The sequence below is a fragment of the Ensifer sp. ENS10 genome (assembly GCF_014852025.1).
Lineage (GTDB): Bacteria > Pseudomonadota > Alphaproteobacteria > Rhizobiales > Rhizobiaceae > Ensifer.
Genome location: NZ_JACVAS010000009.1, coordinates 127201 through 142598, shown reverse-complemented (window position 1 = coordinate 142598; position 15398 = coordinate 127201). Strand labels below are relative to the sequence as shown.

Genomic DNA, 15398 nt, shown 5'->3' with positions numbered 1-15398 from the left:
CTAGGCTCTTTCCATTGGTTTTGGGAAGAACAGATGACAGCTTCGAAAATTCTGATGATCACCGGAGACTTCACCGAGGACTATGAAACGATGGTCCCGTTTCAGACGCTGCTTGCCTGCGGGTACAGCGTCCATGCCGCCTGCCCCGGCAAGAAGGCCGGAGAGACGGTCGCGACCGCGATCCATGATTTCGAAGGCGACCAGACCTATTCCGAGAAACGCGGCCACAACTTCACCCTCAACGCTACTTTCTCCAGTATTCGCGCCGAGGACTACGATGCGCTCGTCATCCCGGGCGGCCGCGCGCCCGAGTATCTGCGCCTCAACCCCGACGTCATCAAGGCCGTGCAGCATTTCTTCGAGGCCGGGAAACCGGTGGCGGCCATCTGCCACGGTGCCCAACTTCTTGCAGCGGCCGGCGTGCTGAAAGGGCGCACATGTTCGGCCTATCCCGCCTGCCGCCCGGAAGTCGAACTCGCCGGCGGCATTTATGCCGATATCGCGATCGATGACGCGGTCTCGGACGGCGACCTCGTCACCGCCCCCGCATGGCCGGCGCACCCGTCGTGGCTGCGGCAGTTCATGGCTGTGCTCGACGCCTCCGCCCTGCTACAAACGGACGCCGCCTGAGGAAGCGGACAAGGGAGGACCGCGATGTGCGAATTGTTCATAAAGGCGGACGCAAGGATCTGGGAAAGTACAACGCGTTCGCTACGCATCGATGGCATGGTGACAAGCGTTCGGCTAGAGAACTTCTTCTGGTCGAAGCTCGAGGAGATCGCCCATCGCGATCGCATGAACGTCACGCAGTTGATAACCAAGCTGCATCATGAGTCCATCGATGCCGGCCACGATCTTGGGAACTTCACTTCGTTTCTGAGGGTCTGTTGCGCGCGCTATCTCGACCTTCAACTGACCGGGGACATTCCGACGGATGTCAAACAACCGATCGCCGGGCTGAACGCTCCGGCGATCCTCGTTCGCGAGCAGGAAAAATACCACTAAGGCAGCGGCCCTCGACGGTTGAGGGCCGCCAAGAACCACCGCACCCTCGGCCGGCTCGCCTGAAGCGGCTGAGGTTATTGCGGTTCGGAAGCGTTCCCGTTGCGAATGTCAGGATGGCTGCGGCGCTGCAGGCGGTCGTCATTTAGACCTTCGCTTGCAGCCGCTCGGCCTGGGCAATGGTGACGCCGCCGATAGTGCCGGGTCCCCGCGTGCAGCGACCGGCAGAGCCATCTGTCGGCCGAGCGCCCGCAGAAGGGAACAGCCTCCACGGCCACACTCGGTTCCCGTCATATCGATACGGAAGCATTCAGCCCGAACTTCCGCACGTTTTCGCTACAGACCCCGAGCACAGCCCACGCCAAGCGGAATTCAGCCATGCTGCCCCCGATCAGCCGTATCGACTGCTCGCCATCCCGGCGCCGTTTCCGATTCGGCAACTTCCAGAAGAATCATTGCCTGAAACAGGAAATTTTCGAAAAGAATTGCCTTAGCCGACTGAAATATTCTTGACACAGTTCCGTTTCGGAAATTTACTCCGGTCATCAAGGCCGAAATGGAAACGGTGATGACCCAACGCTACCTCGTCGATGATCTGGACCGCGAGATTATCCGTTATCTCTCCGAAGACGGACGCCTTTCGGCGGCCGAGATCGCCGGCCGGATCGGCAGCGTCTCGGAACGCACGATCCGCAACCGCATTGCCGGATTGCTCCAGGCCAAAATGATCGTCATCGGCGCCATTCCAGATCCGGTGGCGCTCGGACGCGATGTCCAGGTCGAGCTTTTGATCGAAGTCGAGCCCGGCAAACAGGAAGACGTCGCCATCCTGCTCGCCGAGTATGACGAGATCGGCTACCTCGCCGCCACGAGCGGTACGGCGAACCTCAGCGCTTCACTCTTCGTCTCCGACCATGCGGCTTTGCTCGAATTCATCGATCAGGAACTGGGCAAACTGCCCGGCGTCAAGCGCGTCACGAGCTCGGTCGTGCTGCGCCTCTACAAGGTATTTGGCACGAGGACGACCGCAATCAGCCGCGGTACGGATCTCGGCGGCAAGAAAAAGGGATAGACCATGCTTCGTATCGGAGTGGATGTCGGCGGAACCAATACGGACGCAGCGCTGCTGCGCGGCGCCGAGGTCCTGGCCACGGTAAAATCCTCGACCACCGCGGACGTGACATCGGGCGTCAGCGCAGCAATCCGCACGGTCCTGGCCGAAGCAGGCGTTTCTGCCGGCGCGGTCAATGCGGTGATGATCGGCACCACGCACTTCCTCAACGCCATCGTCGAGGGCCGGCACCTTGAAAAGGTTGGCGTTCTCCGACTTTGCGGCGCGGCGACGCGCTCGCTGCCGCCAATGATCGATTGGCCGGACACGCTTCGCCCCGTCGTCGATGGTGGTGCCGCCCTGGTTGGCGGTGGCGTCAATTACGATGGCTCGGAGATTGCGCCGCTCGACGATGTGGCGATCCGCGCGGCGTGCCGCGATTGGCGGGCGCGTGGCATCTCCGCCGTCGCGATCTGCTCGGTCTTCGCCCTGGTCGACCCGAAAATGGAAAACGACGCGGCGGAAATCGTCGCAGAAGAAATGCCCGGCGCGGCAATCAGCCTGTCGCACCGCGTCGGCCGCACCGGCCTCCTGCCCCGCGAAAACGCCACGATCCTCAATGCGAGCCTCCACACGCTCGGACGCGAGACGGTCGGCGCCTTCCGCTCGGCTTTTGCCGCCCTCGGCCTCAGCTGCCCGCTTTTCCTCACGCAGAACGACGGCACGCTGATGGCAGCCGAGTTCGCCGAACGTTATCCCGTCTTCACGATCGCGTCGGGACCGACCAACTCCATGCGCGGCGCGGCCTTCCTCACCGGGCTCTCCGACGCGGCCGTGATCGATATCGGCGGCACCACCACGGATATCGGCATGCTGGTCGCCGGCTTTCCGCGCACCCGCAGCGAAGGCGCGATGATCGGCGGCGTGCCGACCAATTTCCGCGTGCCGGATGTCTACTCCTTCGGCCTTGGCGGCGGCAGCATCGTACGCCCCGGTCCGGCTTCGACGATCGGTCCGGATTCGGTCGGTTTTCGGCTGCCGGAAAAGGCTCTCTGCTTCGGCGGCGACACGCTGACGGCAACCGATATCGCCGTCGCTGCCGGCCTCGTCGAGCTCGGAGACCGCAGCCGCCTCAGCCACATCACGCCGGAATTTGCGGAGCAGCTGCTGGCGCAGATGAAGGCCAGCATCGAAACGGTGCTGGATCGCATGAAGCCAAGCGCCGACCCGATCCCCGCCATTCTCGTCGGCGGCGGTTCGGTGCTGGTCGAGGGGCTGCTGGAGGGAACCTCGGTTTCGCTGAAACCTGATCATTTCGGTTCGGCCAACGCAATCGGTGCGGCAATCGCGCAGGTCTCCGGCGAGGTGGACAGCGTGGTTTCGCTCGAAGGCACCACGCGGGAAATCGCACTGGAATCCATTGTCGCGGAGGCTCGGGCGCGCGCAGTCGAGGCCGGCGCAGATGCCGATACGACCACCCTTGCCGAAATCGAAGAAACGCCGCTGGCTTACCTGCCCGGCAATGCCGTTCGCGTCGCCGCGAAAGTGATTGGGGAGTTGCGGGCATGAAGTACTGGACGCTCAGCGAAGCGGATATCGATCGCATCGCCATCGGCTGCGGCATTCTGGGAACCGGCGGCGGCGGTAGCACCTATCATGGCCTGCTGCGTGCCAAGGCGCTTTTGCGCGAAGGCAAGCGCATTCGCATGGTGCGGCCGGCCGACATGGCACCGGATGCCCAGATTCTCGGTATCGGCGGCATCGGTGCCCCGACCGTGGGTATCGAGAAGATCCCGGAAGGCAGTGAGGGCGTCCGGCTATTGAACGCGCTCGAACGACATCTGGGCCGCAAGGTCGATGCACTGCTCGGTGACGAAGTCGGTGGTGGTAACGGCATCGCGCCGATGCTGACGGCGGCGATGGTCGATCTGCCTGTCGTCGATGCGGACGGCATGGGTCGCGCTTTCCCGGAAGTGCAGATGACGACTTTCTTCATCCACGGCCAGGCGGTGCAGCCCGCGGCCCTTGCCGATGCGGACGGCAATGTGCTCGTCGTCACCGACGCGACGACGCCGAAGATGCTGGAGAAGCTGCTGCGCGCCAGCACCATTGCCATGGGATGCACGGCACTGATGACGACGGCGCCGATGTCCGGTGAATTCGTCCGCCGTTTCGGCGTGCCCCACACCACCAGCCAGGCCTGGAGCCTCGGGGATGCTGTCATGAACGCGCGCGCGGCCAAGGAGGATCCGGTCGAGGCCATCTTGAAGCAATCCGGTGGTGTGCGGTTGATGCGTGGCAAGGTGACCGATATCAGCCGCCGCGTTATGGCGGGCTTCACCCGCGGCAAGCTCACCGTTGCGGGCCTGGATGCGGACGCGGGGCGCACACTGACGGTCGACATCCAGAACGAATATCTGATCGCGCGTGAAGGCGAAGAGATCATCACCATGGTGCCGGACCTGATCTGCATCGTGGATTCAGAGACCGGTCGGGCGATCGGCACGGAAGAGCTGCGCTACGGCCTGCGCATCGACGTGTTGTCCATGCCTGCCCCGGTTCTGCTGCGCAGCGAAATCGCGCTCGCCTCCGTCGGCCCGCGTGCCTTTGGTTACGATTTCGACTTCGTGCCGATGGGCGTGTCTGCGGATGCGCCTGCCGTACCCCACTACAAAGAAGACGCCTAAGCGTCCGCACCTCCAGAACTCGATTGGGAGCCTGACATGAACCGCCGCAATTTCTTGAAAACCGCCGCCCTCACTGTCATCGCCACAGCCGCCGCGTCGCATTGGAATTTTGCCATGGCTGAGGGCACGAGCAGCATCTTCACGCTCGCCTATCCGACGAGTTTTCCGGATCTCGACCCCGCCACCTCCTTTTCCAACGACGGCGCGGTGCTTGCCAATGTCTACGAAGGGCTGACGCGCTACATTCCCGCGACCGACAAGGCCGAAGCCAAAATCGAGCCTCTGCTTGCCACCTCCTGGGACGTGAGCGCAGACGGCAAGACCTGGACCTTCACCCTGCGTGATGGCGTGAAGTTCCATGACGGCAGCCCGCTGACCTCACAGGCGGTCAAGGGCTCGATCGAGCGGACCAAGAAAATCGGCGGCGGTGCGTCCTTCATCTGGGGCCCGGTTTCGTCCATCGAAACGCCGGAACCGCTGAAGGTGGTCTTCGTGCTTTCCGAACCGCAGCCATTGGACCTCATCGCATCTGCCGGCTTTGCCGCCTGGATCTACGCGCCTTCCTCGCATGACAAGGAAGCTTCCTGGTTTAACGCCGGCAACGATGCAGGGACCGGAGCGTTCAAGATTTCGCGTTACGAGCCCGGTCAGCGCGCCGTTCTCGACCGGGTCGAAGGCTATTGGGGCAAGGTGCCGGATGGCGCCTTCCAGACGATCTCGTTCGAGATCGTCGAGGATGCGACGCTCGCTCAGAACATGATCGAGAGCGGCCAGGCCGACTGGACCTACAGTCTTCCCTACGAAAACCTCGAGGCGTTGAAGTCCAATCCCGATCTGAACGTGGTCGTCAATCCTTCCTTCGAAACGCTGTTCGGCCTCTACAATGTCAAGCGTGCGCCGCTCGACAAGGTCAAGGTGCGTCAGGCTCTGTCACTCGCCTTTCCCTATGACGACGTGATCGCCGCGGGAACGAGCGGCTTCGGCACACGCGCCAAGGGCGTCGTCCCGGCCGGCATCTGGGGCCACGATGCCAATGCGCCGATCCCGAAGACCGATCTGGAAGCCGCAAAGGCACTTCTTGCCGAAGAAGGCGTAGAGCCAGGCCTGGAACTGGTCATGACCTACTCCACATCCCAGGCGATCGAGGCGGTCGCAGGCGAACTCTGGAAGGCCAATCTCGAGACGCTCGGCATCACGCTGAAGCTCCAGCCGATGGCATGGGAAGCGCAGTGGCAGCTCGGCAAATCGAACCCCGAAGCGGCGCAGGACATTTTCGTTATGTTCTGGTGGCCGACCTTCGTCACCCCCTATGACTACCTCTTCAACCTGTTCCACAGTGAAGAGAAGCCGAATTTCAATCTCGGCTACTATTCCAACCCCGAGGTGGACGCCAAGATCGATGAAGCAGCCAAGCTCTCGGGCACGGACCGCCCGCGCGCCGAGGCGCTGTTCGTCGAGGCGCAGCGCAAGATCATCGAGGACGCGGCAGCCATCTTCATGCTTGACCAGCCGAACGTCCACATCATCCGTGCGGACATCAAGGGCTATGCCGACAATCCGGCCTACGGGCACATCGCCTTTGTCAACGATCTGAGCCGGTAGGCACGCGGGGGGTCTGATGGAACTTCTACGCTACATCCTGCGCCGCACGTTTCTCTCCGCCTTCGTTTTGGTGGGCGTGACCTTCCTGGTCTTCGTGGTGGCACAGGTCGTACCGTCGGACCCCGCCGCGCTCTATGCGGGCCCGCGTCCCACGGCCGAGCAAATCGAGAAGGCGCGCCAGGAGCTTAATCTCGACGCGCCTCTTCCGGCCCGTTTCGCGACTTTCGCCGGCGCCATGGCGTCCGCCGATTTCGGCATCTCCTACAAGTCCAGACGCCTCATCGCGGAGGATCTCAGGGCCCATCTTCCGGCCACCCTGGAGCTTGCCATATTTTCGACCGGCCTTGCGCTCCTGATCGGTATCCCGCTCGGCGTCATCGCCGCGGCGCGGCAAGACGGTTGGGCGGACCGGTTCTGCAGTTTCGGTTCTATCGCGGCCGTCGCGATGCCGACCTTTTTCCTGGCCATGATCCTGCAGCTCATCTTTGCGCAATGGCTGGGTATCCTCCCGCTCTCCGGCCGACTTTCCAGAGAGATCGCGATCTCCGCGCCGCTACCGATGCTGACCGGTTTCAACTTGATCGACGCGCTCATCGCCGGCCGCCTCGACGCATTCGGCGATGCCCTGACGCATCTGATCCTGCCGGCGTTGACGCTCGCCTCCTATCCTGCAGGCGTCGCCATGCGGCTGACACGCTCGGCCATGATCGAAATCCTTGAGCGCCGCCATATCGTTGCGGCCCGCGCGCTCGGCCTTTCCGAACCGCGCATCCTATTTGGTCACGCGCTGCCGAACGCCATGGGGCCGGCGCTGACAGTGATCGGTCTCTCCTTTGCCTATGCCCTGACCGGCGCGGTGCTCGTCGAGATCATTTTCGCCTGGCCGGGTCTCGGCCGTTACGTCTCCGAAGCGATCCTCGCCAAGGACTTTCCGGTCATCGCCGCCGTCACCATGGTCGTGACCATCTGCTACGTCGTGATGAACCTGCTGATCGATATCACCCAGGCCCTTGTCGACCCGCGGGTGGCGCTGTCATGAAAAAGCTCCTCCAACGCCTCGGCTGGCCTGGCACCGTCGCCCTTGCGATCGTCCTTCTCTTCGTGCTCGTCGCGCTCTTCGCGCCGTGGATCGCGCCTTATCCCCTGCAGGGGGCCGGCGGCCCGAATGTTGTCGCCAAGCTCTCGCCGCCCTCCGCAGACTACTGGCTGGGGACAGACCATCTTGGCCGGGATATTCTGAGCCGCATTGCTTACGGCACCCGGGTGTCGCTGACGAATGGCATATTGATCGTCGCCTTCTCGCTGCTGATCGGCCTGCCGATCGGTCTTGCCGCCGGCTACTTCGGCGGTTGGGTCGACGAGGCGCTGATGCGCGGTACCGACGTCTTCCTCGCCTTCCCTGCACTATTGCTAGCGGTGCTGATGGCCGCCGCCCTCGGACCGGGCTTTCTGAACAGCGTCATCGCCGTCGCTGTCACCTGGTGGCCCTGGTATGCGAGACTGGCCCGCGCGGAGGTGCTGGTGCTGCGTGGTCAGCCCTATGTGGAGGCGGCGCAACTCTCCGGCGTCTCGCATTGGCGCATCATCCTCCGCCACATCCTGCCGGCGACAGGCAGGCCGCTGACCGTGCAGGCTGCTCTCGATGTCGGGCCGGCACTTCTTACCGCGGCTGCCCTCTCCTTCCTTGGCCTGGGCGTGTTGCCGCCGACCGCCGACTGGGGCCAGATGGTAGATGCCGGTCGAAAGTTCTTCCCCGCGCGCTGGTGGTATTCGGCGATGCCGGGCCTCACCATCTTCGTCATCGCGCTCGCCTTCAGCGTGCTCGGCGATGCGCTGCGAGAGCGCAAGGGAGGGACTGCTCGTGCCGCTGCTTGATATCCGCAACCTGTCGGTCAGCATCCCGACAACAAAGGCGACGTTCACGCGGTGCGTGCGGTCAGCCTCGAGATCGAGCGCGGCGAGATCCACGGCGTCATCGGCGAATCCGGCTGCGGCAAGACCATGACCGGGATGGCGGCACTTGGCCTGGCTCCGAAGGGTGCCCGCATCGTTGCCGACCGGTTCCATTTTGACGGCGAGGATCTTCGCGAGCATGCGGTGCGCCTGCGTGGCCGGCGTATCGGCATGATCGCCCAGGATCCTGCCGCCGCCCTCAATCCGGTTCTCAGCATCGCCACGCAGATGGACGATGTGATCCGCGCCCATCGCGACCTGCCGCATCGGGCGAGGCGCGCGGAGGCGATCGATCTGCTGGCCTCAACGGGACTGTCTGATCCTGAAAGAGTGCTCCGCGGCTATCCGCACCAGCTTTCCGGCGGCATGCAGCAGCGCGTGGTCATCGCCCAGGCACTGGCGACCGGCGCGGACTTCCTGATCGCCGACGAGCCGACCACAGCGCTGGACGTCTCGGTCGGCGCCCAAGTTCTGGCGCTTCTGCGCAAGCTGGTGACCGAGCGCGGCCTCACCGTTTTGATGATCACCCACGACATGGACGTCATCGCCGAGGCCTGCGACCGTGCAACCGTGCTCTACGCAGGCCGCTCCGTCGAGACCGGCCCGGTCGATGCCGTGTTGCAAAGTCCCGGGCACCCCTACACCCGTGCCCTGCTCGCCGCGCTCCCCGACGCTGCACCGCTCGGAGCACGGCTCGCGGCCATCGAGGGCTCCATCCCGCCGCCGCGCTCGGCAATTGCCGGCTGTGCCTTTGCCACGCGCTGTCCCCAGGCGCTCCATGAGTGCGCAGTCACGCCACCGCCGGAGCGCAGCCGTGCTGTGCATCGCTGGCTATGCCACCTGCCGGAGGATGCTGCATGACCACGCCGATACTGGACATCGACAATCTCGTGATCCGCTACCGCGCCGGTCTCTTCGCGGCGCGCCCAAAACCCGCAGTCAACGGCGCAAGCTTCCGCCTTGCCAAGGGCGAGACCCTCGGCATCGTCGGCGAAAGCGGCTCCGGCAAGACAAGTCTCCTGCGCGCCATCCTTCGGCTCCTTCCGGTGGAAAGCGGGCAGATCCGGCTCGACGGCCAGGACTGGCTTGCGCTAAGGGGCAGCGCGTTGCGCCGGGAACGCCAGAAGATCGGCGTCGTGCTGCAAAACCCCTTCCTCTCGTTGAGCCCGAGATTGACGATCGCCGATATCCTTGCCGAGCCGATCCTGGCGCAAGGCGGCCGACACGGCGCGGCCATGCGGAAGAAGATCGCGGGCCTGCTCTCCGACTGCGGGCTGCCGGCTGATTTTCTCGACCGACGCGCAAGCGAACTCTCCGGTGGTCAGGCTCAGCGCGTGGCGATCGCCCGCGCACTAGCGCTGGAGCCGAGCCTCCTCATTCTCGACGAGCCGACATCGGCGCTCGACGTCTCCGTGCAGGCACAGATCCTCAATCTCCTTTCGGATCTGAAGGAAAGCCGCGGGCTGTCGATGCTCTTCGTAACCCATAATCTGAAGGTCGTCGCACATGTCTCCGACGCGCTTCTGGTCATGCGGCACGGCGACGTCATCGAATTCGGCAGAACGAAAGAGGTGATCGGCGCGCCAGCCGATCCCTATACGCGCGAACTGCTTTCCTACGGGCGCCGCGAAAAGCTTGTCGAGCACGAACTGGCTCCCGGCTGACGCCAAGCGCCTACCTCGCTTTCGTTTTCAGTGGTCTGCATAGGCAACGACTGAACTGCCACTGCCCAATCTCAATGCGCAACCGGCGGCCATGCGATGACCACCGGTGCAATTGGCCGTCTCTGCGTCAGAGGCGGGCTACTTCGTGACCGTCAGCATCGCATGCATGCCGGCTTCGAAGTGTCCCTTGATATTGCAGAGCAGTACATAGGACCCTGGCGTGAGCTTGGCCTTCATCTGGCCATCGGCACCCGGTTTCAGGTCGGACACCTCGCCAAGGCTTTTCAGCTGCTTTTCGTTGACGCGGTGCTTGGCCGCGACGACATCGATCTTCTGGTCGGCCGATTTCAACTTGATCAGCACCATCTCGTGCTCTTCTGTCATTGCGTCGTTGTGGACCATGAAGGTCGTCTCGCCGGCCTTGATGGTCGATTGATCCAGTGTGAGGGTCATCGAACCGCCAGCCTCGCCGCTCTCGACAACTTTGACGGTCGTGCCGGCAAATGCAGGCGACGTCAGACAGATGAAAGTAAGCACTGCTAGCTTGTTTCGGGTGAACCGCATTTTAAGTTTCCTTTTTTTTGCTGCCGTTTATCGGCGATGTGCGCCATGACGCGAGACCTTGCTGACCGGTGGGCTCTTCCTTGGTCAGGACGCGATCGTGCGTTCAGCCTCGTCGCAATGAGCGGAACCGATCGGCAATGCCGTGCGGCCCCGACGCCGTTCTAGGCGACACACCCTGTCCATCGGCTGTCCTGCAGCTGCTTTGTGACGGCGCCAGGGTTTTGCGGACGGAACCGGCTCGACACGCCATCGCTTGGTTGGAGGCCGCCATCAGCAGCCTCCTCCAGTACAGTCGGACGAGCCGATGGACAGGGTGTGGCCTCCGCCGGCCGTGCTTTGGCGAAAGTCTCCCGATGCGGCTTTCGCCAGATCAATCCGCGCGTTCAGCGGCCCCGGCCGCCGCCGCCACGTCCTCCACCGCCGCCACCACCACGGAAGGCTGCCCCACCGCCCCGACCGCCACCGCCGTGGAACCCGCCGCGGCTGCCACCCTGAAAACCGCCGCCGCGATAGCCGCCGCCACGGTCAAAGCTTTGGAAGTTGCGGCCGGACTCCTGGTAGAGCCGGCCATAGTTGCGGCTCAGTTCATTCTGGTTGCCGAACTGTCGTCCGGCACGATCGAAGGATAGATGATCCGGCGCCCGCTGACGAACCTGCTGGTTGCGACGGGGTGCAGGCCTTGTCTCGACCCGGTTCTGAATACGTTGGGCGGCTTGAGGTCTGTTGGATGCTGCACGCTGACCGGCATTTCGCAGGTTCTCTCCGTCCGGCCGCTGGACCGGTTGCCAGCCATCCGGCGTGTGCTTCTGCCACTGCCCGTCCTGGCGACGATAGACGCTGCCGTCGCGACCGGCATAGACGTCACCGCCCTTGCTGCCGACGATAAAGCCTTTGTTGCCTTCCGTGTTGCGCCAGCGCAAACCGCCGGCACTGCCTGTTGTTCCGCCGCTTATACGTGCGAATTCTCCACCGTGCTTGACGGCAACGCTGCCCCAGGAACCGTAGACATTCTGGCCGCCGCGCGCGACCATGGCGTTGCCGGTCCTTGGATTGTAGGCGGAGATGAAGCCCCGTTCGCCGCCAGGTCCTGCCGCAGCACCAGCGCGGAACCGGGTCCCGGTGACGGGATTGTAAGCCGCGCCAAACGCCAAACCCCTCTCGGGACCGTAGGCGTAGCCATAGCGGCCGAAGGTTCCGTAGGCCGGGTTGTATGAGGCGCCAAACCCATAGCTGATCGGAGGCGGATAGTAGGGCCAATCGTCATCGTAGTAGTCCCAATAGGGCGGATAGTACCACCCCGACCCCCAGACGACGGTGTCCCAGGCGAGATACGTATAGAGGTAGCCGAGGGTGTAGCCGTACCAGACGGCGTCCGGTTCCGTGTCGTAAACGCGGACATAGGTGGCGTTATAGACCGGAGACGACGATGGAATGCCGTAGATCTCGTCAGCAACCGCGCGTGCAACGGCAAAGGGCCCGGTCGGCGTATCGCCGACGAACCAGATGCCATCCTTGAGGACGAAATACTTGTCCGCGACCTTGATGACCTGCTCGTTCGCGTTGACGGCATAAAACAGGGACGTGCCTTCGATCGGCTCGAACTTCGGCTCGCCATTGTAGTGTACGTCCACCTTCAATGACCCATCGGTCGAAACCCGCGCAAGCTTCGGAATGCTCGCCCTCAGACGCGCCATTGCGCTTTCGGAGGTGCCGGGGATCGAAGCACGCACTGCCGAATAGGGCGCGTCGTCGGGTAGGTTCACGAAATCTTCCGGCAGATCGGGAGTGGCGAAATTCCAGGGTCCTTCGAGCGAGGCTGATGAGAACCACCTTCCGGAGAGAAGGGTGTACCAGTTCTTGCTGGCCCGATGGAAAAAGACCGAGCTGGTCGTATTAGAAACCCAATCTAGCCCTGTGCCCACCACCGGTTCGAGGACCGGCTTTCCGTCAAAGATCAGGAGCTCCGCCGGCTTCTCCGAATAGAAGACCTTCGGGATCTCGTTCTCGTTGAAGCGCGTTGGCGGAACGGAGGCCTTTACCCCTTTCCAGTTCTCGATCTCAGGCAGTTTGGAAAACAGATCCGGAACCGTTTCTGCCTCAACCCAGCTGGTCTCCAATGTCTTCGAGGTGAGCCAGTTCTTGTCGCTTCGCAGATAGTAATCGCCTGATTGTTCGACTTTAAACAGGTCCCAGTTCGTGTTGACCACGAACGATAGGCCCTCAACGCCCTTGACCGGGGCCGTAACCGCCTTGCCGTCCGTCTGCAACAGGATCGCTGGCGCCTCGCTCTCAAAGATCGGCGGCGGGTCGGCCTTGATATCCGGAACGTCTGCGAGACGCTCGAAATCCGCAAGGCTCGCGGCCAGCCGTTGCTGCGACACGACGATCGGATCGGTAGGAATAAGCTTGCCGATGTCGAGCGCGAGATCGGCAAGTTGCTGGCGGTCGAGCGCAGAGAAGTCGAGCCGCGTGGTGCGAACATCCGTCAGCGTGACGTTTTCAGATGCATCGTCAGCGACAGTCTTTGCCGAAAGCCCGATGATCCCGTAGACCGGCTTTGCGTCTGCGGACGATTTGAGTTCGGTGGCGACAAGAGCCTCGAGTTCCTTGAAATCCTTCCAGGATATTATCTGCGGTTGAAAGAGCGTGATCGTCGCGCCCTTGTCGGTGTTGAACACCCTTGGCCAGGCAGGCGCGGTGGCGTCAGACTGGTTGAGATATTTGCCCGCAACGAACCCATTTGCGCCGGAATAACTCACGGCACACCAGCTGGCTTCCGAATCACACTCCTTGATATCGACTTCCTCGCCCTGGGGGATGACGCGTATCGCGTCAAATCCGGTGCCCGGGCCAACCCTGAAATTCACATTTGCCGTCAGGACGGCGGGGTCCGCAAAAGCAGAGGTCGAGAAGAACGAAGCGACCGTGAGGTAGGCAAGAATTCTACGCATGATCACATTCCTTCATTGGTGTGCCTTCATTGGTGTGTAAGGTGTGTTCAAGTCCTGTTGGCTGGAAGTTGCACTAGCACGGATCGCCGCGGAAAGGCGTTTCGAGATCGCAGCTATTCGGCGTCGTCTAATTCAGAATGATTGCACATTCGATGACGGGTGCAACTGGTAACGCTGCCAACTTCTAATTAAACCGGGCATTGAACGACGCCTTCCTTGTTGCCCGTAAATCCGGCGCCATCGCGGTTGCTGTGCGATACATTTAGCCATCGCGGAAAAGCACCGATGGCAACGCACTCCAATTGAGGAGAGCGCGAATATGAGATCGTGGATCGTCGTCGAGCTTGCAGATGGTTTCGGCCCTCCGCCTGACGGGAAAGGGCGTGCTTTTCGTGCTCTCCTTTTCGGGGCGCAAGAGTTATCCTGTTTCCGAATATCGAGATTGCCAAGAAGGCCGGCGCCCGTATAGTTTCCATCTCTCCCGGCGGCTTCGTCGTCGCCTCCCGCCGATGAAAACGTCATTCTCAACGCCTGCCGCGCGTCGATCCACCCCTCATCGTGCCGATCTGCGGCACCCCGATGTATGATGCTCGACACGCTTTTGCCCTGCTCGCGCGCAAATCGAGGCAGGTGCTTCATGAAACCGATGTAAGGATAGTGGACATGGAAACGACCTTTTCTCCCGTGCTGACCGTTTGCGGTATCGAGGAACTTCCGGGGCAGAGCAGCCGAAACGTGACCCATGTTCTGTCGATCGTCGATCCGGAACTCCCGGAACTGGAAGCTTTCGGCGCCTATGGCGAACACCACCGCACGACGCTGCGTTTCCACGATATCATTGCGGCGGCACCGAACCGGGTGATGCCCCGCCCGGAACACGTGGAAGCCGTTCTTCGCTTCGGTACGGATTTCCTGATGCGGCAGGATCGGGAAGCCGCGAGCCATGTGCTGGTTCACTGCCACATGGGCGTATCGCGCTCGACGGCGGCCATGCTGACCCTCATGGCGCAGGCAAACCCGGATGAGCCAGGCGAAAGCCTCTTTGCCCGCCTTGTCGCCATCCGCCCGCAAGCGTGGCCGAATTCCCAGATGATTGGCTTTGCCGACGAACAGCTCGGCCGCGGGGGTGATCTCACTGCGGCGCTTGGCCGCCACTATGGTCGGCAGATCAAGAGCCGCCCCGAGTTCACCGAATGGATGACGACACTCGGCCGCGATGCCGAATTGCAGATGGCCATCCACGACTGACCGCCTAAGGCGCACCCGGTCTCGAGAAATCATCGGCAGAGGCGCTCAGCCTGGATTTCGTAGAATTCTTCGCAGAACGCCCACCTTCAGGAACACCGCGCGATCCAGGTGGCTGGCCGGAAACCAGGGCAGCATCGATAGCGGACTCTCGCCTCCACGATGCCGATGTCTGCAAGATGCGGCCAATGGGACGCACAGCAAAAAGGGAACGGCATGATGAGCGAGCGTGACGTCGAAGAGATTTCCGCACTGATGATTGCAAGCTTCCGCCAGCTGACAGGCAGAAGCTTAGGTGATCCTTCCGCGGATGGCAGGTGGCTTTATGCATCCGCGCCGTTCGCCTTGCTCGCACATGACCGGTCCGAGGATCCCCGTTTCATATACGCGAACAAGACGGCCCAGGCCTGTTTCGGATACTCTTGGGAGGAATTCATCGGTATGCCGTCGCGCCTTTCTGCCGAGGCGCCAGACCGCGAAGAAAGGCAGCGTCTTCTAGACGGCGTCTCCGCCAAGGGTTTCATCGACAACTATCGCGGCGTTCGGATCGCGAAATCCGGACGCCGGTTCTGGATCGAAAACGCGACCGTCTGGCAGCTTGTGCGCACCGACGGCGCCTGTGTCGGCCAGGCCGCCGTCTTTCACACCTGGAAGGACCAGTAGGCGCGCTTTACGCCTT

At 62.5% G+C, this 15398-nt stretch carries 14 protein-coding genes; 12 read left to right on the top strand and 2 right to left on the bottom strand.

The window, feature by feature from the left end; translation table 11 throughout:
- Nucleotides 1-33 precede the first annotated feature (33 nt).
- From IB265_RS26770 to IB265_RS26725, 10 genes are all read left to right on the top strand, one after another.
- Complete coding sequence (locus IB265_RS26770) at nt 34-630, top strand: DJ-1/PfpI family protein (protein WP_192495344.1); 597 nt, start codon at nt 34-36, stop codon at nt 628-630.
- A 24-nt stretch (nt 631-654) separates the two neighbouring features.
- The gene (locus IB265_RS26765) at nt 655-1005 is read left to right on the top strand and encodes a ribbon-helix-helix domain-containing protein (RefSeq protein WP_192495343.1); all 351 of its coding nucleotides are present in this window, start codon (nt 655-657) and stop codon (nt 1003-1005) included.
- Between the two features lie 565 nt (nt 1006-1570).
- Nucleotides 1571-2074 carry an Lrp/AsnC family transcriptional regulator gene (locus IB265_RS26760; RefSeq protein ID WP_162764751.1) on the top strand — a complete coding sequence of 168 codons (504 nt, stop codon included), beginning with the start codon at nt 1571-1573 and terminating at the stop codon, nt 2072-2074.
- Between the two features lie 3 nt (nt 2075-2077).
- A complete protein-coding gene (locus tag IB265_RS26755) occupies nt 2078-3622 on the top strand; it encodes a hydantoinase/oxoprolinase family protein (RefSeq protein WP_192495342.1) in 1545 nt (514 codons plus the stop codon).
- A complete protein-coding gene (locus IB265_RS26750) occupies nt 3619-4740 on the top strand; it encodes a DUF917 domain-containing protein (RefSeq protein ID WP_057249378.1) in 1122 nt (373 codons plus the stop codon). Before IB265_RS26755 ends, IB265_RS26750 begins: the two co-directional genes overlap by 4 nt.
- Before the next feature lie 36 nt (nt 4741-4776).
- Nucleotides 4777-6342, top strand: coding sequence for an ABC transporter substrate-binding protein (locus tag IB265_RS26745; RefSeq protein WP_192495341.1), 1566 nt, complete (start codon nt 4777-4779; stop codon nt 6340-6342).
- 16 nt (nt 6343-6358) lie between these two features.
- Entirely contained in the window at nt 6359-7381 is a 1023-nt protein-coding gene (locus IB265_RS26740; RefSeq protein WP_192495340.1) for an ABC transporter permease, read from the top strand.
- Complete coding sequence (locus IB265_RS26735) at nt 7378-8217, top strand: ABC transporter permease (RefSeq protein WP_192495339.1); 840 nt, start codon at nt 7378-7380, stop codon at nt 8215-8217. The genes IB265_RS26740 and IB265_RS26735 overlap by 4 nt, the downstream gene beginning before the upstream one ends.
- Before the next feature lie 51 nt (nt 8218-8268).
- Nucleotides 8269-9156 (top strand): ABC transporter ATP-binding protein, encoded by an 888-nt coding sequence (locus IB265_RS37620; protein ID WP_192495338.1) that lies wholly within the window; start codon nt 8269-8271, stop codon nt 9154-9156.
- Entirely contained in the window at nt 9153-9959 is an 807-nt protein-coding gene (locus tag IB265_RS26725; protein ID WP_162733595.1) for an ABC transporter ATP-binding protein, read from the top strand. Before IB265_RS37620 ends, IB265_RS26725 begins: the two co-directional genes overlap by 4 nt.
- 138 nt (nt 9960-10097) lie before the next feature.
- Here IB265_RS26725 and IB265_RS26720 read toward each other — a convergent pair whose 3' ends face one another.
- Nucleotides 10098-10523 carry a plastocyanin/azurin family copper-binding protein gene (locus IB265_RS26720; RefSeq protein ID WP_057249384.1) on the bottom strand — a complete coding sequence of 142 codons (426 nt, stop codon included), beginning with the start codon at nt 10521-10523 and terminating at the stop codon, nt 10098-10100.
- Between the two features lie 383 nt (nt 10524-10906).
- Nucleotides 10907-13474 (bottom strand): SH3 domain-containing protein, encoded by a 2568-nt coding sequence (locus tag IB265_RS26715; protein WP_192495337.1) that lies wholly within the window; start codon nt 13472-13474, stop codon nt 10907-10909.
- A gap of 663 nt (nt 13475-14137) precedes the next feature.
- Between IB265_RS26715 and IB265_RS26710 the strand changes: the two genes are divergently transcribed.
- Together IB265_RS26710 and IB265_RS26705 are read left to right on the top strand one after the other, a co-directional pair.
- Nucleotides 14138-14722 carry a tyrosine phosphatase family protein gene (locus IB265_RS26710; protein WP_192495336.1) on the top strand — a complete coding sequence of 195 codons (585 nt, stop codon included), beginning with the start codon at nt 14138-14140 and terminating at the stop codon, nt 14720-14722.
- A gap of 213 nt (nt 14723-14935) precedes the next feature.
- Nucleotides 14936-15382, top strand: a complete 447-nt coding sequence (locus IB265_RS26705) for an MEKHLA domain-containing protein (RefSeq protein ID WP_192495335.1) — start codon at nt 14936-14938, stop codon at nt 15380-15382.
- The last annotated feature ends 16 nt before the right edge of the window (nt 15383-15398 follow it).

Coding starts and splice junctions, on each gene's coding strand:
- IB265_RS26720 (WP_057249384.1), bottom strand. CDS start 10,523: ATGCGGTTCACCCGAAACAAGCTAGCAGTGCTTACTTTCATCTGTCTG.
- IB265_RS26715 (WP_192495337.1), bottom strand. CDS start 13,474: ATGCGTAGAATTCTTGCCTACCTCACGGTCGCTTCGTTCTTCTCGACC.
- IB265_RS26760 (WP_162764751.1), top strand. CDS start 1,571: ATGACCCAACGCTACCTCGTCGATGATCTGGACCGCGAGATTATCCGT.
- IB265_RS26765 (WP_192495343.1), top strand. CDS start 655: ATGTGCGAATTGTTCATAAAGGCGGACGCAAGGATCTGGGAAAGTACA.
- IB265_RS26740 (WP_192495340.1), top strand. CDS start 6,359: ATGGAACTTCTACGCTACATCCTGCGCCGCACGTTTCTCTCCGCCTTC.
- IB265_RS26735 (WP_192495339.1), top strand. CDS start 7,378: ATGAAAAAGCTCCTCCAACGCCTCGGCTGGCCTGGCACCGTCGCCCTT.
- IB265_RS26770 (WP_192495344.1), top strand. CDS start 34: ATGACAGCTTCGAAAATTCTGATGATCACCGGAGACTTCACCGAGGAC.
- IB265_RS26745 (WP_192495341.1), top strand. CDS start 4,777: ATGAACCGCCGCAATTTCTTGAAAACCGCCGCCCTCACTGTCATCGCC.
- IB265_RS26755 (WP_192495342.1), top strand. CDS start 2,078: ATGCTTCGTATCGGAGTGGATGTCGGCGGAACCAATACGGACGCAGCG.
- IB265_RS26750 (WP_057249378.1), top strand. CDS start 3,619: ATGAAGTACTGGACGCTCAGCGAAGCGGATATCGATCGCATCGCCATC.
- IB265_RS26710 (WP_192495336.1), top strand. CDS start 14,138: ATGGAAACGACCTTTTCTCCCGTGCTGACCGTTTGCGGTATCGAGGAA.
- IB265_RS26705 (WP_192495335.1), top strand. CDS start 14,936: ATGATGAGCGAGCGTGACGTCGAAGAGATTTCCGCACTGATGATTGCA.
- IB265_RS26725 (WP_162733595.1), top strand. CDS start 9,153: ATGACCACGCCGATACTGGACATCGACAATCTCGTGATCCGCTACCGC.